The following is a 17,540-nucleotide window of genomic DNA, read 5'->3' as shown; positions in this document are numbered from 1 at the left end:
GGTGCCTATCGTGATGAAAACCCGGCTCGCGGCAGGGTTTTGGTGTTTGAGATGCGCCTGATCAGATCAGCGAGGCGGTGAAGCGCTGGATTCGTGTGCAGGCCTCTTCGAGCAACGCCTCCGATGTGGCGTAGGAGATGCGGAAGTTCGGGCCGAGGCCGAAGGCCGAGCCGAACACGACCGCGACGCCCTCGGCCTCGAGCAGCTCCGAGCAGAAGGCTTCGTCGCTGTCGATCACCTTGCCGGCTTTGGTCTTCTTGCCGATCAACTGGGCACAGGACGGATAGACATAGAAGGCGCCTTCCGGCGAGGGACATGTAATGCCGCGCGCCTGGTTGAGCATCGACACGACGAGATCGCGCCGAGCCTGGAAGATCGCCTTGTTTTTCGCAATGAAATCCTGCGGACCGTTCAGCGCCTCCACCGATGCCCACTGGGCAATGGTGCAGGCGCCGGAGGTCTGCTGGCCCTGGATCATATCCATCGCCTTGATCAGCGCCACGGGCCCGGCCGCATAGCCGATGCGCCAGCCGGTCATGGCATAGGCCTTCGACACGCCGTTCATCGTCAGCGTGCGCTCATAAAGCTTCGGCTCGACCTCGGCGATGGTCCTGAAGACGAAATCGCCGTAGATCAGGTGCTCGTACATGTCGTCGGTCAGCACCCAGACATGGGGATGTTCGAGCAGCACGTCGGCCAGCGCGCGCAATTCAGCCTCGGTGTAGGCGGCGCCCGACGGGTTCGACGGTGAGTTCATCAACAGCCATTTGGTGCGCGGCGTGATCGCCTTTTCCAACGCCGCCGCCGTCAGCTTGAAGCCGTTGTCGATGGAGGTGTCGGCAAATGCCGGGGTGCCGCCGCAGATCGCCACCATCTCGGGATAGCTGACCCAGTACGGCCTCGGAATGATGACCTCGTCGCCGGGATTCAGCGTCGCCATAAAGGCATTGAACAGGATCTGCTTGCCGCCGGTGCCGACGATGGTCTGCTCCGGCCGGTAGTCGAGATTGTTTTCTCGCTTGAATTTTTTGGCGATCGCCTCGCGCAGCGGCACGATGCCGGAAACAGGAGGATATTTCGTTTCGCCGCGGCGGATGGCCTCGATCGCAGCGTTCTTGATGTTGTCCGGCGTGTCGAAGTCCGGTTCGCCGGCACCCAACCCAATCACGTCACGGCCGGCGTTTTTCAGCTCGCGCGCTTTCTGCGTCACCGCGATGGTCGCGGAAGGCTTTACGCGGGAAAGGACGTCAGCAAGAAAGGCCATGACGATGTTATCTCCTTGGGGATGCAGGCGGTCCATCCAACCGCGGCGCTTCTCATGTCGCATCATTCCGCCAAGCGCAAGCATTGTCGGATGAGCCAGATCACAAACCCCGGCAAATCCGGCAACAATAAATTCACCTACAGGCGGTAAAACCCCGAGTGGCTGGATCCACGACCCATTCCGCCAGTCTCGCAGAGCGAGGAACCGTGTCGCGCAGCATCGAGCATGCCCATATCGTCCGTCATGACGACGGCACCGCCAGCGGTGTCTGGGGCATCTATACGCTGCAGAGCGCTTTCCAGCCGATCTTCGCCTTCAGCAACGGCAAATTGTCCGTCACCGGATTCGAGGGGCTGATCCGGCCGTTCCGCGACGGCGAGCCGCAGTCGCCGGTGAGCTTTTTCAACACCTGTCCGACGGTCGACCGCCTGCATATCGAGGCGCTGACAAGGACGCTGCATCTTTTGAACGCCGGCGCTTGCCTGCCGCAAGAGGCATCCATCTTCATCAACTTCGATCCGTCGGTGTTCACCGACCGCAGCATCGCCGACAAGGCGCTGCGCGACATGCGGCTGGTGCTGCATGAGGCTGAGATCGATGCGAACCGCGTCGTCTGCGAGGTGACCGAGCAAAAATCAGCGTCGCAGGAAACGCTCTACAATTTCGTCGAGGCACTCAGGGCCAACGGGTTTCGCATAGCCGTCGACGACTACGGCGCCGACGAGTCCGACATCAACCGCATCAAGGAGCTCCGGCCGGACATCGTCAAATTCGATGCCCGCTGGGTCATGCAGCTGATGGAGTCCGGCGCCGGTTTCGCACTGCTGACCGCCATGGTGGCAAGTTTCGAACAGCAAGGCATCCGCACCGTGTTCGAGGGCATAGAGGAGGGCTGGCAGCTTGAACTGGCCGAGAAATCGGGAGCCTCGATGGTGCAGGGATTCGCACTGGCGCGCCCCGAGCTTGCACCGACCAGCTTTCACGCCTTCGGCAAGGACAGGCAGATGCCGGTGACAGTGCCAGATGCCGGCGAGGCGCCTGCGACTGTCTCGCCTTCGCCGCGGCCGAAACGGGCTTTCGGGCGCAAGGCGGTGCCATGACCGGGCGGCCGGACAGGCGGCGCAATGTCGGCGAAGCAATCTTTACCGATGAGGTCGGTATCGAATACGGCGTCTATGGCGCGTTCCGGTTGAGAAGCGCCTATCAGCCGATTTTTGCCCCGCGCGGCAGGTTTTTGAAGGCCGTCGCGGTCGAGGGCCTGATCGAGCCGCACCGCGCCGGCAGGTCGGTCGCGCCGCGCGTATTTTTCGAGGGCGTCCCCGTGGCGGATCGCCTGTTCGTCGAGACGATGTGCCGGGTGCTGCATCTCCGGAACTTCCGCAACATCGGCGTCGATGGGCTCGACCTATTCTTCAACTACAATCCGCTGATCAACGATGACCCCGGGCGAGCGCTGGCTGAGATCAGGCTGATGACCAGGCATCTCGCCGAGTTCGATCTCTACCCCGGCATGCTGGTCTGCGAAATCACCGAACAGGCGGCCGACGACAAGGTGCTCGTCAGCCTGGCGCGCGAGATGCGGCGTGACGGCATCCGCATCGCCATCGATGATTTCGGCACCGGGCATTCGACGGAAGAACGGGTCGCGCTTGTCCAGCCCGACATCGTCAAGATCGACGGCACCTGGTTCGCGGAATTCTGCCGCCATGCCGCCGCCGAGCGGTTTTTCCGGCCGCTGGTCTCTGCGCTGCACGACCGCGACACCAAGGTGCTGGTCGAAGGCATCGAGCAATCCACGCATCTGCGCGTCGCGCTGGACGGCGGCGTCGATCTTTTGCAGGGTTTTTACCTTGCCCGGCCGGCGCTGGCCGGCACGCTGTTCGACGAGGAACCGCTATCGATCGACAGGCTGCTTGGCAGGGACAACAACGTCGTGCCGCTGTTTGGGTGATCCATCAGCGGCGCTGATGGTTGCGCCAAAACAAATCACTGGATGAAGCCGTTGCTGCCGGGATAGAGCCCTGAGACCGGACTCAGGGCCCAAAGGGCTGTCGTTGCACAAGCGAGCGGAGCGCCAATGACCATACTCTACGGAATGATCGACAGCGGCAATTGCTACAAGCCGCGACTGTTGATGGCCAAGCTGGGCATGGCCTTCACCAATGTCGAGGTCAGTTCGCACACCGGCGACACGCGCAGGCCGGACTATATCGCCAAGAACCCGAACGCCATGGTGCCGCTGCTCGAACTCGACGACGGCCGGCGGCTTGCCGAATCCAATGCCATCCTGCTCTATCTCGCCGAAGGCACGCGGTTCCTGCCGGCCGACAGATACGAGCGGGCGCTGGCCTATCAATGGCTGTTCTTCGAGCAGTACAGCCACGAACCCTATATCGCGGTGCGCAAGGCGCTGCTGACCTTTCCCGAACGGGCCAAGGATGCGACGCCGGAACGGCTGGCGGTGACGCTGGAGCGCGGCAACAAGGCGCTCGGCGTGATGAACAAGCATCTGGCGGGCAGTGCGTTCTTTGCCGGTGCGGCATTGAGCGTCGCCGATATCGCGCTCTATGCCTATACGCATACGGCCGAGATGGGCGGATTTCAGCTCGATGCCTATCCGGCGGTGGCGGCCTGGCTGAAACGGGTCGAGGTCGATCCGAGGCACGTGCCGATCGAATGGCTGCCTTAGTTCTGTCCTCAGGCTCGTCGCCGCTTCGCGGCTCGCTCCGGACGGGGCGCTAGCGCACCCCGAAAATCGGAAATGATTTTCGGTAAGGATTGTGCGCAAGATCAAAGTGCTACGCGTCCTTTGCGCGTCCAAAAGGACGCGCGGGGCGCTGTAGCCGGCGCGACGCCCGGTCGGGCTTGCGGCCTTCGGCCGTGGCGCGTATTTCGGATTGTGTGATGAGGCGTAGCCGTGTGATTCAGAAGGGGCGGGTCTGGCCGGCGCGATGGTCAGCCAATGCCTGCTCGGCAAATTTGCCCAGCCTGCCAGCCTTGGCGTCGGCTAACATCTGCCGATCCCACGCGTCCGCTTGCAGCGCCTCGAACCAGGCGGCAAACGCCTTCAACTCCTCAGGGCTCAGTTCGGCAACGGATTTTTCGATCTGTTCGAGCTTGCTCATCGGCTAAAAATACCATGATTGATACAGGCCAAGGTGGCTGTTTCATTGGAAATTCGGACAGCAAAAAGGCGGGACATAATCCCGCCTTCCCATGCTTGGTAGCCTGATCGGGAGCGTTTGGTCCGGGCCGACAGCAATCTGCTGCTTCGGCTTGTCGGTGTCTTTCCGCTCCGGTGCGCTTCTCGCGCGACCGTCAGTACATCCGTGACTTGCCGCGCGCCCCGAGCTGTCGCCCGGCGCGCGCCATTCGCAAAATCAGGCTGCCTTGCTCAGAGACCCAGCGGACGACTTGCCAGTGCGGCGGTCCTGCTCGATCTCGAAGTTGATCTTCTGGCCTTCGACCAGGGTCGACAGCCCAGCGCGCTCGACTGCAGAGATGTGGACGAAAACGTCCGCGCCGCCGCTGTCAGGCTGGATGAAGCCGAAACCCTTGGTGGAATTAAACCACTTGACCGTACCTGTTGCCATTTCGATAGTCCTTATACGTTTGCTTTAGCTTGACCGAACCTAAGTCCAGCCGGTTTGTATCGAGATTTTGGGGATAGACGTCAGCAAACGCGAATATCGCGAGGCCCGGATCGATCGGCCGAAATATCAATGGACCTCATATAGTCTGCTTCTCCGCAAAAAACAAGACTGCACGAAAAAAGGTGCTGATGCGGCGCTGCCCAATGGCCGCCCCAATCGCCTGAAAGCCTTGCAAAGTCGCGCGTTGCGGAGGGTCGAATCCCTATCGCGCACGTTGCGGGGAAGGATCGCGCCGCCTTCGAGCGCCCGGTCCTGTTTGGGGAGAGGACCATGAAAACTGTTCTGCTTGCCGCCTGCCTGACGCTGGTGGCCGCCGAGGCGCAGGCGATCTCGCGCTACGACCCGAGCCGCATGAGTTGCGGTACGGTGCGGGCGACGATCCCGCGTGAAGGCGCCGTCATCCTGCGTTACCAGTTGACGCGCACGCCGGGGCTGCCGCTCTACGACCGCTATGTGCGAAGCCAGCGTTTCTGCAACATGGGGGAGGTCAGGGCACGCGCCTCGGTGCCGAGCGCCGATACCACGTCCTGCATCGTCTACAAGTGCAAGCGCGTGGAAACAGACCGGCATTTCCGCCGGCGCATCTTTCCGAACTAGGTCTTCGAGATCTGCGCCGGGGTGTGTTGAGATTTACGTCAGGCCGAGCCGAAAGCGGCGGGTTCCGAGAACCGGAGCGGAGCGTACTTTTGGGTACGTGAGCACCGGAAGCGCAGGAAGCCGCCGTTTGCAGGCCGGCAGCACCTGAAAATCAACATACCCTAGAAGCCGAACGAGACCTGCGCCGGAGGCGGCGGACCGACGCGCACGCCTTCCATCGCCAGCATCTTTTCCTTGGTGGTCGAGCCGCCGGGCGCAGAAAAACCGCCGATCTTGCCGCCGGCGGCAAGAATGCGGTGGCATGGGATGACCAGCGGCACCGGGTTGGCGCCGAGCGCCGCGCCCGTCTCACGCGCCAGCCCGGCATGGCCGGCGCGCTTGGCCAGTTCGCCATAGGTGGTGGTCTCGCCGAAGGCGAGCTTTCGCGCCGCGTCGTAGATGGCGAGGCGGAAATCGTCGACGCCGGTGAGATCGACCGGCACACCGGAGAAATCGACGTCCTTGCCGGCTGCATAGGCCTGTATCGACAGAATCAGCTCGCTAATCCATTGCGGTTGGGCGCTCGAAGCGGCACTGCCGGCATGTCGAAAAAGCCGGCGTTCCACGGCGTCGCGGTTGCGCTGGGGCAGGCAGAGCCGGGTCAATCCGGCCTCGCTCCAGGCGATGCCCATGAAGCCGATCACGGTTTCGAAGACCGCGTGGCCGGCGACGGCTTGAGAGGTGCTTTCCATGATGTGCTCCTTTCCGCAGAAACGGATGGGAATCCAGTACATATCGAGAACGAGATATCGCATTTTCAGGGATCTGCTGCCACCCGAAAACCATTCGAGGTCCCAACTGGCTGCGGATTGCCGGGGCAAAGGCGCTGGTGTAAGGACTTTCTTAACAGACGAACCGGACCCGAGCGCGGCTTGCCAGCAAAAATCATCTTTCCCGCGATCGGCGTGATGCTCGCTGCGGCCGGTCTCAGCGGCTGCACTTCGACCTCGCAGACGAAGGCCGTGCCTTCCCTGACTGAAACCACCGCCGCGGGCGCTGATGCCGGCTTTACGCTGGCGCTGCCCGACACGGTTTCGGTGCTGCCCGAATCGTCCGGCATCGCCCCTGTCCAGACGGCGGCGCTGGCTGTCGACCCCACCGCGATGCCTGCCCAGCCGTCCGCCTTTGCCGGCCCGACTCCGCTGGCCGCAACTGCACCTGCAGCCATGACGGCCGATGCCGCGCCAGCCGGCGCAGCACCTGTCTATGCGACGGCCGCTGTCGCCATGCCGGTCACCGGCGAGACAGGCAAGACGATGCCCGGCGTTCAGCAGGCCGCCTATGTCGTGCCTGAGAATCCGTCCGCCCTGCTTTCGACCAGCCCTGCCAAGGAGTATTCGGCGGGCCCGCGCGGCGAGATCGAGCGGCTGATCGAGAAATATGCCGTCCTCTATGAGGTGCCGGTCGATCTGGTGCGCCGTGTCGTCAGGCGCGAGAGCACCTTCAATCCCAAGGCTTACCATCGCGGCCATTGGGGGCTGATGCAGATCAAGCATGCGACGGCGCGCGGCATGGGCTATGACGGGCCGGCGAGCGGGTTGTTCGACGCCGAGACCAATCTGAAATATGCGGTGAAATATCTGCGCGGCGCTTGGCTGGTGGCCGGCGGCAACGCCAAGCGCGCCGACCGGCTCTACCAGAGCGGCTATTATTACGACGCCAAGCGCAGGGGCATGCTGGAACAAACCGGCCTAGGCCGCGACCGCGGTCGGCATCGCCTGCAGCCCGATGCCTGAACACCATGCCTGAGCCGCGACCGCCGGCGCCGAACGACATAAGGCTGCGCAAGATCCTCGATGACACGCTTGCTCCGCCGCGCTGGCCGGAAGGTTTTGTCATGCGCGGCTTCGAGGCCGCCGACGCGCTCGCTTTGCATGCGCTGCTGACCACTGTCTTCGACGATGGCGCCGATGGGCCGTTCGAGGAATGGTGGCCGCGCATTTCAAGCGACGCGGAATTCGACCCCGCTTTGTGTTTCCTGGTTATCGACAGCAAGGGTCGGCTGGCGGGCGCGGCACTGTGCTGGACGAGGGCGTTCGTCAAAGACCTTGCCGTCCACCCCGAGGCGCGCGGCCGAGGCATCGCCGAAGCGCTGATGTGGCACGTCTTCGCCGCCTTTCGCGCACGGGGCGCTGAGCATGTCGATCTCAAAACCAGCACGGTGGAGAACGCCGCCGCCGTCAGGCTCTACGAGCGGCTGGGGATGTTCGAAGTCGATTGGGCGGGATGAGGGGCGGTCGGCGAAGCCGATCAGCGAGCGAGCGGCCGAGGGGCAAAGTGGGGAAAGGAAGTGTCCACCAAGGCGGCGGGCTGCATCTTGCCGGCAACCGCTCGGGCGTTAAGCTGCGATCCTGCGGCTTTCGTGCCGCGGGCGGGGTCTCGACCGAAACCGGAGAAACACGATGCGGCTTTTGCTTTCCAAAACGGGTCTGGCCAAAACGGGCCTCGCCACCTTGATCCTCGCCATTCCGCTTGCTGCAGGTGTTGCGCGCGCCGACGATTGCGCCAACGCGCAGGACCAGGCGACCATGAACGAATGCGCCACCAAGTCGTTCACCGAAGCCGACAAGAAGCTCAACTACGTCTACAAGCAGATCGAGGGCCGGCTGAAGGACGATGCGGCGACGAAGAAGCTGCTGGTAAGTGCGCAGCGCGCCTGGGTCGCCTTCCGCGATGCCGAATGCGCTTTCCAGGGTGGCCCGACCGATATGGCAGGCAGCATGTATCCGATGGTTATCGCCGACTGCAAGGAGAGCCTCACCAACATCAGGCTGAAGGATTTTCAGGGCTATCTCAACTGCCAGGAGGGCGACACGAGCTGTCCGGTGCCGCCGCAGTAGCTTCGTTGTCCCGCTATCCCATGTGAGGTCCCCCTCATCCGGCCGCTTCGCGGCCACCTTCTCCCCGGCGGGGAGAAGAGGTTGGCGCCGGCGTTGATAGTCTCCTCTCCCTTGAAGGAAGAGGTCAGCCGAGCGAAGCGGAGGCTGGGTGAGGGGGTCTTCTGCCGCCTGTGTGCGCAAAAATGTCGGAACCCTCCTTCGCGATGCGTCCTTGAGAGGCAAAGGCGCGTTGCCGTACGGGGAGCGCCGCCACAAGCACGGCTGATGGAGATGACGATGATCACCTTTCCCAATGAATCCGCTGAATATCGTGCCGCCCGCGAAACCCTCTTGCAGAAGGAGATCGAGCTGCGCCGCGTCATGGAGGATGTGGCTGTCGCCCGCCGTGCGCTGCCGCCGGGCGGGCTGGTGCCTGAGGACTATGTGTTCGACGGGCTTGGCCCCGACGACAAGCCGGCCCGCATAAAACTGTCGGAGCTGTTTTCGCCCGGCAAGGACACGCTGATCGTCTACTCGATGATGTTTCCGCGCCATCCCCAGGAGACGCGCGACGTGGCGACAAGCGGCGGCACGGCGAAGCTCGCACGGCCGGACCAGCCATGCCCGTCCTGCACGGCGCTGCTCGACCAGTTCGACGGCGCCATTGGCCATCTTGAGGCCGCCGGCTTCAATTTCGCGGTGGTGGGCAAGACCGCGCTCGAAAACCTGATCACGCTTGGCCGCGATCGCGGCTGGACGAACATGCGGCTGGTCTCCTCGGCCGGCAACAGCTTCAAGCGCGACTACCACGCCGAGGCCGACGACGGCGCACAACTTCCGATGCTGTCGGTGTTCCATCGCGACGCTGACGGCATCCGGCATTTCTGGAGTTCGGAGCTTGGCTTCGCGCCGTCCGAACCCGGCCAGGATCCGCGCGCCGTCGGCACCTGCGAGAACCTGTGGAACCTGATGGATTTCACGCCGGAGGGCCGGCCGGACTGGAACGAACAGCTGCAATATGCCGGCGCCTGCTGCCACTGACCTTTGCCAAGCATATTTCCGGCGTATCGGCGCCGAGCGGGGGGTGTTGGCAGGATCGCCGACACCTCATTCCTGTCCCCGTCGCGCAACTTCGCTGCTTGTGTCGCGTTGAACTCTCCGAGGATCACAAACCCGGAGATTTCCTGTGAAAACGCATCTCACGCTTGCCATGGTCGCTTTGCTGGCCGGCGCGCCGGCGGCCTTCGCCCAATCCGCCACGCCGGCCGATATACCTGCTGTCGGCCAAACCAAGATCGAGACCGAGACCTTCACCAAAACGGTCCCCAGCGCCAACCGGTTCGAGATTGAAAGCAGCAAGCTGGCCGAACAAAAGAATGTCGCCGCCGATGTGAAGGATTTCGCCTCGCTGATGATTAGGGATCACACCAAGGCTGGCGAGGATTTCAGGGCAGCTCTCGAACAGAGCCAGACCACGGCCTCGGTGACAGCGAGCGGCCCCGCCCTGTTGTCGAAGGATCAGGCGACGCTGGACGAGCTCAAGAAGCTCGACGGCGATGCTTTCCAGGCGAAATACATCGTCCTGCAGACGGAGGCGCACAAGCAGGCGTTGGCGCTATTTTCCACCTATGCGCAGTCGGGCGAAGACCCGGCGCTGAAGGAATTCGCCAAGAAGACACTACCGACGCTGCGGATGCACGAAGAGCGCATAAAGGATCTGGTGGCCGCCCACAGCTAATGCATGTCGCCCAAAAGCATGTCCTCGGGCCTGACCCTGGGCCTGACCCGAGGGTGCGCAGCGGTTTTGGGCGACAAAAACAAGAAACGTAAAGCGCGTCGCGACGCGCTTTACGTTGGCGCCCTCAGGTGTTTTTGATCTGCTCGACCGCCGTCGCCAGCAGGTCGTCCATGACGCCGCGAATCTGAACATCCGACTGGGCGACGCCCGCCGCGTCGAAATCGGCGCGTATCTTGCGGAGCACATCGTCGTCCCCGGCCTCTTCGAAGTCCGCGCGCACCACCTCTTTCGCATAGGCGTCGGCGTCCGCACCGGTTTTTCCGAGTTTTTCGGCGGCCCATAGGCCGAGCAGCTTGTTACGGCGCGCCATGGCCCTGAACTTCGTGTCCTCGTCCATCGCAAACTTCTTTTCGAAGCCTTCCTGACGGTCTCTCATACTGCTCATAATTTGCCTCGTTCAGGTGTGAGTCTCCGACCTTCATCCGATGGAGAAGAAGAGCGGCGGGTAGGGGCCGAACATGGCGTGCATAGATGTCATAAGCAAGACCGGGCCGTTCATTCCAGTGATTGATCGGGCCGGTGACTAATCGGGCGGCGCCTGGACGAACGGCACATGGCGGCCGTCGCGGAAGGCCTTCGCACCGATGTGATTTGACGTTGCCGCGCCGTGACCTACTCTCGAATACTGACGGCATGAGCCGAGGAGACGAGCGATGCAGTCACCTTTCAACGGGATTCGGAGCGTCGCGCTGACAGCAGCAGTGATGCTTGCCGCCGCCACCGCAGCCTATGCCCATCACGGCTGGTCGTGGACCGAGGAAGGTTTCTTCGAACTCCGGGGCAAGATCACGGCCATCTATATCGGCAATCCGCATGCCACGCTGGATGTCGACGCAGAGGGCGAGGTCTGGCGGGTGGATTTGGCGCCGCCGTCCCGTACGATCGCCGCCGGCTTCACCGAGGAGGTCGCCAAAGTCGGCGACGAGGTGACCGCGATCGGCCACCGCTCGCGCGACGAGACCGAGAAGTGGATGAAAGCATCCCGCATCATCGTCAATGGCAAGACTTATGATGTTTATCCCGACCGCGTGCCGCCGGCCTGAATGGACGAGCTCCTCGCCGGCATCGAGCAACTCGCCTTGGTGCGGGCATTGAAGGCCTCCTTCGTCGCCTATCCCATAGTCAACGCGCTGCACATCATGTCGATCGGCGCGCTGCTGACCAGCGTCTGGCTGATGGACCTCAGGATCCTCGGCGCCTTCCGTTCGCTGCCCTACGCGGCGTTCATTGCGCTGCTGCGCCGCACTGCATTTGCCGCGTTCGCCGGCGCGCTTGTCACGGGCTCGCTGCTCTTTTCAGTCAGGGCGAGCGAGTACGCGGCGATGCCGATTTTCCTCACCAAGATGACACTCATCCTTCTCGCCGGCGCCAACTTCCTCGTCTTCATGCGCCGCGCAAAAGGCGGTGACGAGCCGGCTGGTGGGACCGCAACCATCCTGGCTGTGTTGTCGCTGGTGCTGTGGACATCCGTGCTTTTCGCCGGACGGTTCATTGGGTTTCTTTAACTGAACAGGGCGTTGGCATGACCTTCGCAAGCGGGATGATGAAGTCAATTAGCGACGACTCGGCTACGAGAAATTTGCCAAGAAAGCGCTGCCGCCTCCCCAAGATGCACGAAAGCACGTGAAAGCGCGTAAAGAAACGACAGGAGGCTTTTAGGTATGAAGCGACCTTAGAACGTCCGGGGCCGCCGTAAAATTCCAGGGTAACTAGCTCGAGCGATTGCCGGTTTAAAATCCTGTTGTTTCGTTCACTTGGGTATTAAGAGGTGCACTTGAAAGACTTCGAGCCTGGGCTGAATGGGCCTAAGGGCGCAGGAAAATTGTGTGTAGATCGAGAGTCCCTCTGGATGAATCGTATTATTTAATGATAATTCGTCAAGGGGCAAACATGTGTGGGGGCTTTAATGTCAGATCTGGATCCGAACAAGATTGCTATTGGAGTAGGGACAGCTCTCGTAAAAGATTTTCTCAGGAATCTTTCTGAATCTGTTACTAGAACAATAAGCAAGAAATATGCGAAATATTTTTCGAATTTCGCTCCATATTTGGAAAAAATGTACACTACGTGCAGCAGTGTAAAAACTATTGTTAATAAAGAGAGGCCTGTTAAGATAGGCGAGATATATGTAAAGACAAAATTTAGATGCGACAACGAAGTTGTGGACGACGACAGTCTTTGCCAAGAAATAAGAGACAACAAAAGAATTGTCGTTACTGGGTTTGGGGGAATTGGCAAAACGATATTTTGTAAGTATTTGTTCATGAGTGTTTTTCAGAACCCTGGCGGGAAGATACCCATATTTCTGGAATTGAGGCGACTGAACGAAATTTCGCAGAAGAATCTTTTAGCTATAATGCATGTCTCTTCGTCCGCCGAGGGAGACGTGGTTTCTGAAGATGTTTTTAAGGCCATGATGGAAGATGGAAGGTTTATATTTATACTCGACGGATTTGACGAGATCCCCGATGAGTTTAGGAACGATATACAGCGCCAAATACTAGAGCTGGGACACCTGTATCCGAACTGCGGTATCGTAGTTTCGAGTAGAAATGACGACCGGTTCTCATCTTGGCAGCAGTTTTTCCTTTTCCAGGCGCTGGCTTTTGAAAAAGATCAAACACTAGAAGTGATAACCAAAACCGAATTTGATTCGGATACGAAAAAAGAGTTTATTCAAAATATACTTAATAAGCGCTACGCCGAATACAAAGGATTTTTTTCTACTCCGCTTTTGACTCTGATGATGTTGATGACGTACCTGCAGATAAGGCACATTCCTGATAATATTCACGTATTTTATAGGTATGCTTTCCAAACTCTATTTACTCTGCACGATGCCAGCAAGCAAGGGTTCCAGAGGAAAAGACGCCTTTCTCTAGGTGAGCAGGAGTTTATTGAGATTTTTTCTTACTTCTGTATTTCAACTTATGTTGAAATGGAGCATACGTTCACGGAGCAGAAATGCCTAGAATATATTGACCGTGCGAAAAGACGAGCGAACCAAACGTTCGACTCCAGGGACTTCTTGGTGGATGCGACAGAGTCCGTCAATATGCTTTTTAAAGACGGTGATCAATACTCGTTTATACACAGAACTTTTCAAGAGTATTTCACGGCTTACTCCCTTACTCACTACTTTGTGCCCAGCTTGAGGGAGGCAATCAAGATAGTTCCACTCCGCGAGACAGATTCTGTCTTTGCGATGATCAGGGCCATAAATCCTACCTTAGTCGATGATTTGTACACAATACCCGAGTTCAATTATTGGGCAAGGGTGATAAGGGAGATACTGCGAGAAAGAGATCCCGTAGAAATACTGAAGTTAAATGACCATAATATTCAAATTGGATTTACCCTCAAGGGAACTCACGCCTCTACCTACATGTATGGTTCCTACGCCGACTCGGGCGTAGAAAATTTCATCAATTCGGTTTATTTGATGTTCAAGCCTGAAGCTCCTAGGGAGCTGGATTATCCAACAACTATGAAGCCGGTATTAGATTCTACATCAGCAATCGGAAGATATTTGGCCAAGAGAGGTATGACGAAAAGAGGCCGAGAAATGGAATTTGAAGCCAAATTTGATTTTGAAAAGCGAGTTGTTCTGCTTCGATCCGATATTAATGTTACCATGACAGCGGAGCGTCACCGGTAATACTTTCTTTTGAGGAACGACAGTGGTATAAAAGCTTACCTATAATAATAACATCTGCCGAAAAACTGAAAGCGAGAGTCGCTTTCGTTAAGCGAAAGATAGACGAGATCACACGTAGCCGCAGACACTCTCGCGGGACTGGAGGAGACATACTCGCGTTATAGTTCGTTGTCTGACAAGCTCAGGCAAAATACTCCTGCAGCGGCCTGACCTCCAGGCTCCCCGCCCTCAGCGCCGCAATAGCCTCAGCCACCGCAGCCGCACCCGACAGCGTCGTGTAATACGGCACTTTCTGCATCAGCGTGGCGCGGCGCAGCGACTTTGAGTCCGACACCGCCTTCTGGCCGTCCGTGGTGTTGAAGACGATCTGCACCTGGCGGTTGCGGATGGCGTCCTCGATGTGCGGGCGTCCTTCCAGCACCTTGTTTATTTTCTCCGCCACAACGCCGTTTTCGGCGAGGAAGCGCGCAGTGCCCGAGGTAGCCATCACCTTGAAGCCTTGGCCGGCGAGGCGCTTGACCGCTGGCAAGATGCCCTTCTTGTCGTCGTCGCGCACCGAGACGAACAGCGTGCCCGCGCGGGGGAGATCAACACCCGCCCCGAGCTGGCTCTTGGCGAAGGCCAGCGCGAAGTCGCGGTCGAGGCCCATCACCTCGCCGGTCGAGCGCATTTCCGGCCCGAGCAATATGTCGACGCCCGGGAAGCGGGCGAACGGGAACACCGCTTCCTTGACCGCGATGTGGCCGGGATCGCGTGGGTCGGGCATGGCGCCGTAGTGGGCGAAGGCGTCTTCCAGGCTCTCGCCGGCCATGATGCGGGCGGCAATTTTCGCTATGGGACGGCCGATGGTCTTGGCGACGAAGGGCACTGTGCGCGACGCCCGCGGATTGACCTCCAGCACATAGACCGTGCCGTCCTTGATTGCATACTGCACGTTCATCAACCCGCCGACATTGAGCGCGCGGGCGAGGGCCGCCGTCTGACGCTCCAGTTCGTCGACGAGGTCGGAAGGCAGGGCGTGCACCGGCAGCGAGCAGGCGCTGTCGCCCGAATGGATGCCGGCCTCCTCGATGTGCTCCAGGATGCCGGAGACGAAGGTCGACTTGCCGTCGCACAGGCAGTCGACATCGACCTCGATGGCGCCCGAGAGGTAGGTGTCGAACAGCAGCGGGTTCTTGCCCAGGAGCGTGTTGATCTGGCCGGTCTTGTCGTTGGGGTATTTCTGCTTGATGTCCTCCGGCACCAGGCCGGGCACGGTGTCGAGCAGGTAGGTCTGCAGCATGCTTTCGTCGTGGATGATCTGCATGGCGCGGCCGCCGAGCACATAGGACGGGCGCACCACCAGCGGGAAGCCGAGCTCGCCGGCGACGAGGCGGGCCTGCTCGACCGAATAGGCGATGCCGTTCTTTGGCTGGCTGAGGCCAAGCTTGTGCAGCAGCTTCTGGAAGCGGTCGCGGTCTTCGGCGAGATCGATCATGTCGGGCGAGGTGCCGAGGATCGGGATGCCGGCCTTCTCCAGCGCATCCGCCAGCTTCAGCGGCGTCTGACCGCCGAACTGGACGATGACGCCGACCAGCTCGCCCGACGCCTGCTCGGCGCGCAGGATCTCCAGCACGTCCTCCGGCGTCAACGGTTCGAAATAGAGCCGGTCCGACGTGTCGTAATCGGTCGAGACGGTCTCCGGATTGCAGTTGACCATGATCGCCTCGAACCCGGCATCGCGCAGCGCGAAAGCCGCGTGGCAGCAGCAATAGTCGAACTCGATGCCCTGGCCGATGCGGTTCGGGCCGCCGCCGAGGATGACGACCTTCTTGCGCGACGAGACCTGCGCCTCGTTGGCGAGCGTGCCGGCGAAGGGCGTCTCATAGGTCGAATACATGTAGGCGGTGGGCGAGGCGAACTCGGCGGCACAGGTGTCGATGCGCTTGTAAACCGGATGAACGTCGAGCTTTTCGCGTATCCTTTGTACATCTTCGACGTCTTTCCGGACCAGCGACGCGAGGCGGGCATCGGAGAAACCCATCGCCTTCAGCATGCGCAGATTGGCGGCGTCCTCGGGAATGCCGTGCTCGCGGATGCGGTCTTCCATGGCCAGGATGCCGGCGATCTGCTCGAGGAACCACGGGTCGATCTTGCACATGGCGTGGACGTCTTCGAGCGAGGTGCCCATGCGGATGGCCTGCGCCACCATGCGCAGCCGGTCGGGCGTCGGCGTGCCCAGCGCGGCGCGGATGGCGTTGCGGTCGTCGGCGTGGCTGGCTGCGCCGTGCGCGATGCCGGGGATCTCGATCTCGTCGAGGCCGGTGAGGCCGGTTTCCAGTCCGCGCAGCGCCTTCTGTAGCGATTCCTGAAAAGTGCGGCCGATGGCCATGACCTCGCCGACCGACTTCATCGCCGTGGTCAGCACCGGCTCGGCGCCGGGGAATTTCTCGAAGGCAAAGCGCGGAATCTTGGTGACGACGTAGTCGATCGACGGCTCGAACGAAGCTGGCGTGGCGCCGCCGGTGATATCGTTCTCCAGCTCGTCCAGCGTGTAGCCGACGGCGAGCTTTGCCGCGATCTTGGCGATGGGAAAGCCGGTCGCCTTGGAGGCGAGAGCCGACGAGCGGGAGACGCGCGGGTTCATCTCGATGACCACCAGGCGGCCGTCGGCCGGGTTGACGGCGAACTGAACGTTGGAGCCGCCGGTCTCGACGCCGATCTCGCGCAGCACCGCGATCGAGGCGTTGCGCATCATCTGGTATTCTTTGTCGGTCAAGGTCAGGGCAGGGGCGACGGTGATCGAATCGCCGGTGTGCACGCCCATCGGGTCGATGTTCTCGATCGAGCAGATGATGATGCAGTTGTCGGCCTTGTCGCGGACAACCTCCATCTCGTACTCCTTCCAGCCGAGCACGCTTTCCTCGATCAGCACTTCGGTGGTCGGCGAGGCGTCGAGGCCGGACTGGACGATCTCGTAGAATTCGGCGCGGTTGTAGGCGATGCCGCCGCCGGTGCCGCCCATGGTGAAGGACGGGCGGATGATGGCGGGAAGGCCGACATGGTCGAGCGCCTGTGCGGCGATCGCCATGCCGTGGCTGATGTAGCGCTGCTTGCGGTCGCCCTCGCCGAGGTTCCAGCGCGTTTCCAGCGCGTCGAGCGCGGCGTCGAGGTTTTCGGGCTTCTCGGCCTTCAGCGCGGCGCGTTCGGCCTCGTGCGTCTTGCGGTCGGCGTTCTTGACGTCGGTGGCGTTGGCCAGCATCGACTTCGGCGTTTCCAGGCCGATCTTCCTCATCGCCTCGCGAAACAAAGCGCGGTCCTCGGCCTTGTCTATTGCCGTGGCGTCGGCACCGATCATCTCGACATTGTAGCGCTCGAGAACGCCCATGCGGCGCAGCGACAGTGCGGTGTTGAGCGCGGTCTGGCCGCCCATGGTCGGCAGCAGCGCGTCCGGCCGCTCCTTGGCGATGATCTTGGCCACCACTTCGGGCGTGATCGGCTCGATATAGGTGGCGTCGGCCAGTTCCGGGTCGGTCATGATGGTGGCCGGGTTGGAATTGACCAGGATGACGCGAAAACCCTCTTCCTTGAGCGCCTTGCAGGCCTGGGTGCCGGAATAGTCGAACTCGCAGGCCTGACCGATGACGATGGGGCCGGCCCCGATGATCAGGATCGACTTGATGTCGGTGCGTCTTGGCATATCGAGGGTCCGTTCGGCAGGCGGCTTGCACGA

General features: G+C 60.7%; 18 protein-coding genes. 12 read left to right on the top strand and 6 right to left on the bottom strand.

The features are described from left to right. Positions 1–61 precede the first annotated feature (61 nt). Positions 62–1,264, bottom strand: a complete 1,203-nt coding sequence (locus tag AC0L3L_RS15920) for a pyridoxal phosphate-dependent aminotransferase (RefSeq protein WP_473549119.1) — start codon at positions 1,262–1,264, stop codon at positions 62–64. A gap of 206 nt (positions 1,265–1,470) precedes the next feature. Between AC0L3L_RS15920 and AC0L3L_RS15915 the strand changes: the two genes are divergently transcribed. The 3 genes from AC0L3L_RS15915 (at position 1,471) to AC0L3L_RS15905 (ending at position 3,953) form a co-directional block, all read left to right on the top strand. Then, on the top strand, positions 1,471–2,364 hold the full coding sequence (locus tag AC0L3L_RS15915; RefSeq protein ID WP_123148391.1) for an EAL domain-containing protein: 894 nt from the start codon (positions 1,471–1,473) through the stop codon (positions 2,362–2,364). Continuing rightward, complete coding sequence (locus AC0L3L_RS15910; RefSeq protein ID WP_473638268.1) at positions 2,361–3,215, top strand: EAL domain-containing protein; 855 nt, start codon at positions 2,361–2,363, stop codon at positions 3,213–3,215. The genes AC0L3L_RS15915 and AC0L3L_RS15910 overlap by 4 nt, the downstream gene beginning before the upstream one ends. A gap of 126 nt (positions 3,216–3,341) precedes the next feature. Then, positions 3,342–3,953, top strand: coding sequence for a glutathione S-transferase family protein (locus AC0L3L_RS15905; protein WP_473638267.1), 612 nt, complete (start codon positions 3,342–3,344; stop codon positions 3,951–3,953). A 235-nt stretch (positions 3,954–4,188) separates the two neighbouring features. On the opposite strand, the gene AC0L3L_RS15900 is transcribed toward AC0L3L_RS15905, so the two are convergent. Together AC0L3L_RS15900 and AC0L3L_RS15895 are read right to left on the bottom strand one after the other, a co-directional pair. Beyond that, positions 4,189–4,389: a hypothetical protein gene (locus AC0L3L_RS15900; RefSeq protein WP_473638266.1), complete on the bottom strand. Its 201-nt coding sequence runs from the start codon at positions 4,387–4,389 to the stop codon at positions 4,189–4,191. Positions 4,390–4,644: 255 nt separating this feature from the next. Further along, positions 4,645–4,857, bottom strand: coding sequence for a cold-shock protein (locus tag AC0L3L_RS15895; protein WP_023678332.1), 213 nt, complete (start codon positions 4,855–4,857; stop codon positions 4,645–4,647). A gap of 330 nt (positions 4,858–5,187) precedes the next feature. Here AC0L3L_RS15895 and AC0L3L_RS15890 point away from each other — a divergent pair, with 330 nt between their 5' ends. Then, on the top strand, positions 5,188–5,514 hold the full coding sequence (locus AC0L3L_RS15890; RefSeq protein ID WP_473638265.1) for a hypothetical protein: 327 nt from the start codon (positions 5,188–5,190) through the stop codon (positions 5,512–5,514). Positions 5,515–5,675: 161 nt separating this feature from the next. On the opposite strand, the gene AC0L3L_RS15885 is transcribed toward AC0L3L_RS15890, so the two are convergent. Further along, positions 5,676–6,245 (bottom strand): methylated-DNA--[protein]-cysteine S-methyltransferase, encoded by a 570-nt coding sequence (locus AC0L3L_RS15885; RefSeq protein ID WP_473638264.1) that lies wholly within the window; start codon positions 6,243–6,245, stop codon positions 5,676–5,678. Positions 6,246–6,425: 180 nt separating this feature from the next. Here AC0L3L_RS15885 and AC0L3L_RS15880 point away from each other — a divergent pair, with 180 nt between their 5' ends. The 5 genes from AC0L3L_RS15880 to AC0L3L_RS15860 all read left to right on the top strand — a co-directional run bounded on the left by AC0L3L_RS15880 (position 6,426) and on the right by AC0L3L_RS15860 (position 10,110). Next, positions 6,426–7,289 (top strand): transglycosylase SLT domain-containing protein, encoded by an 864-nt coding sequence (locus AC0L3L_RS15880; RefSeq protein ID WP_473638263.1) that lies wholly within the window; start codon positions 6,426–6,428, stop codon positions 7,287–7,289. A 5-nt stretch (positions 7,290–7,294) separates the two neighbouring features. Further along, entirely contained in the window at positions 7,295–7,783 is a 489-nt protein-coding gene (locus AC0L3L_RS15875; protein WP_473638262.1) for a GNAT family N-acetyltransferase, read from the top strand. A 172-nt stretch (positions 7,784–7,955) separates the two neighbouring features. Beyond that, positions 7,956–8,393 (top strand): lysozyme inhibitor LprI family protein, encoded by a 438-nt coding sequence (locus AC0L3L_RS15870; RefSeq protein ID WP_473638261.1) that lies wholly within the window; start codon positions 7,956–7,958, stop codon positions 8,391–8,393. A gap of 276 nt (positions 8,394–8,669) precedes the next feature. Beyond that, complete coding sequence (locus tag AC0L3L_RS15865; RefSeq protein WP_473638260.1) at positions 8,670–9,413, top strand: DUF899 family protein; 744 nt, start codon at positions 8,670–8,672, stop codon at positions 9,411–9,413. A 145-nt stretch (positions 9,414–9,558) separates the two neighbouring features. Beyond that, positions 9,559–10,110, top strand: a complete 552-nt coding sequence (locus tag AC0L3L_RS15860; RefSeq protein WP_473638259.1) for a DUF4142 domain-containing protein — start codon at positions 9,559–9,561, stop codon at positions 10,108–10,110. A 124-nt stretch (positions 10,111–10,234) separates the two neighbouring features. Here the strand turns inward: AC0L3L_RS15860 and AC0L3L_RS15855 are convergent, their stop codons facing one another. Further along, positions 10,235–10,555: a DUF1476 domain-containing protein gene (locus tag AC0L3L_RS15855; protein ID WP_123148382.1), complete on the bottom strand. Its 321-nt coding sequence runs from the start codon at positions 10,553–10,555 to the stop codon at positions 10,235–10,237. 268 nt (positions 10,556–10,823) lie between these two features. Here AC0L3L_RS15855 and AC0L3L_RS15850 point away from each other — a divergent pair, with 268 nt between their 5' ends. From AC0L3L_RS15850 to AC0L3L_RS15840, 3 genes are all read left to right on the top strand, one after another. Beyond that, a complete protein-coding gene (locus AC0L3L_RS15850) occupies positions 10,824–11,213 on the top strand; it encodes a DUF6152 family protein (RefSeq protein WP_473489011.1) in 390 nt (129 codons plus the stop codon). Beyond that, positions 11,214–11,675 carry a DUF6644 family protein gene (locus tag AC0L3L_RS15845; RefSeq protein ID WP_473638258.1) on the top strand — a complete coding sequence of 154 codons (462 nt, stop codon included), beginning with the start codon at positions 11,214–11,216 and terminating at the stop codon, positions 11,673–11,675. 401 nt (positions 11,676–12,076) lie between these two features. Then, a complete protein-coding gene (locus AC0L3L_RS15840) occupies positions 12,077–13,828 on the top strand; it encodes an NACHT domain-containing protein (RefSeq protein WP_473638257.1) in 1,752 nt (583 codons plus the stop codon). A gap of 181 nt (positions 13,829–14,009) precedes the next feature. Here AC0L3L_RS15840 and carB read toward each other — a convergent pair whose 3' ends face one another. Next, entirely contained in the window at positions 14,010–17,507 is a 3,498-nt protein-coding gene (carB, locus tag AC0L3L_RS15835) for a carbamoyl-phosphate synthase large subunit (RefSeq protein ID WP_473638256.1), read from the bottom strand. Positions 17,508–17,540 lie beyond the last annotated feature (33 nt).

Source organism: Mesorhizobium sp. WSM4849 (assembly GCF_055811385.1).
This window is presented reverse-complemented; position numbering and strand designations above follow the sequence as displayed.

Excerpts from the sequence above, each read along its gene's own strand:
- carB (WP_473638256.1), bottom strand. The coding sequence starts at position 17,507 with ATGCCAAGACGCACCGACATCAAGTCGATCCTGATCATCGGGGCCGGC.
- AC0L3L_RS15885 (WP_473638264.1), bottom strand. The coding sequence starts at position 6,245 with ATGGAAAGCACCTCTCAAGCCGTCGCCGGCCACGCGGTCTTCGAAACC.
- AC0L3L_RS15845 (WP_473638258.1), top strand. The coding sequence starts at position 11,214 with ATGGACGAGCTCCTCGCCGGCATCGAGCAACTCGCCTTGGTGCGGGCA.
- AC0L3L_RS15910 (WP_473638268.1), top strand. The coding sequence starts at position 2,361 with ATGACCGGGCGGCCGGACAGGCGGCGCAATGTCGGCGAAGCAATCTTT.
- AC0L3L_RS15855 (WP_123148382.1), bottom strand. The coding sequence starts at position 10,555 with ATGAGCAGTATGAGAGACCGTCAGGAAGGCTTCGAAAAGAAGTTTGCG.
- AC0L3L_RS15900 (WP_473638266.1), bottom strand. The coding sequence starts at position 4,389 with ATGAGCAAGCTCGAACAGATCGAAAAATCCGTTGCCGAACTGAGCCCT.
- AC0L3L_RS15865 (WP_473638260.1), top strand. The coding sequence starts at position 8,670 with ATGATCACCTTTCCCAATGAATCCGCTGAATATCGTGCCGCCCGCGAA.
- AC0L3L_RS15920 (WP_473549119.1), bottom strand. The coding sequence starts at position 1,264 with ATGGCCTTTCTTGCTGACGTCCTTTCCCGCGTAAAGCCTTCCGCGACC.
- AC0L3L_RS15850 (WP_473489011.1), top strand. The coding sequence starts at position 10,824 with ATGCAGTCACCTTTCAACGGGATTCGGAGCGTCGCGCTGACAGCAGCA.
- AC0L3L_RS15870 (WP_473638261.1), top strand. The coding sequence starts at position 7,956 with ATGCGGCTTTTGCTTTCCAAAACGGGTCTGGCCAAAACGGGCCTCGCC.
- AC0L3L_RS15875 (WP_473638262.1), top strand. The coding sequence starts at position 7,295 with ATGCCTGAGCCGCGACCGCCGGCGCCGAACGACATAAGGCTGCGCAAG.
- AC0L3L_RS15905 (WP_473638267.1), top strand. The coding sequence starts at position 3,342 with ATGACCATACTCTACGGAATGATCGACAGCGGCAATTGCTACAAGCCG.
- AC0L3L_RS15890 (WP_473638265.1), top strand. The coding sequence starts at position 5,188 with ATGAAAACTGTTCTGCTTGCCGCCTGCCTGACGCTGGTGGCCGCCGAG.
- AC0L3L_RS15895 (WP_023678332.1), bottom strand. The coding sequence starts at position 4,857 with ATGGCAACAGGTACGGTCAAGTGGTTTAATTCCACCAAGGGTTTCGGC.
- AC0L3L_RS15840 (WP_473638257.1), top strand. The coding sequence starts at position 12,077 with ATGTCAGATCTGGATCCGAACAAGATTGCTATTGGAGTAGGGACAGCT.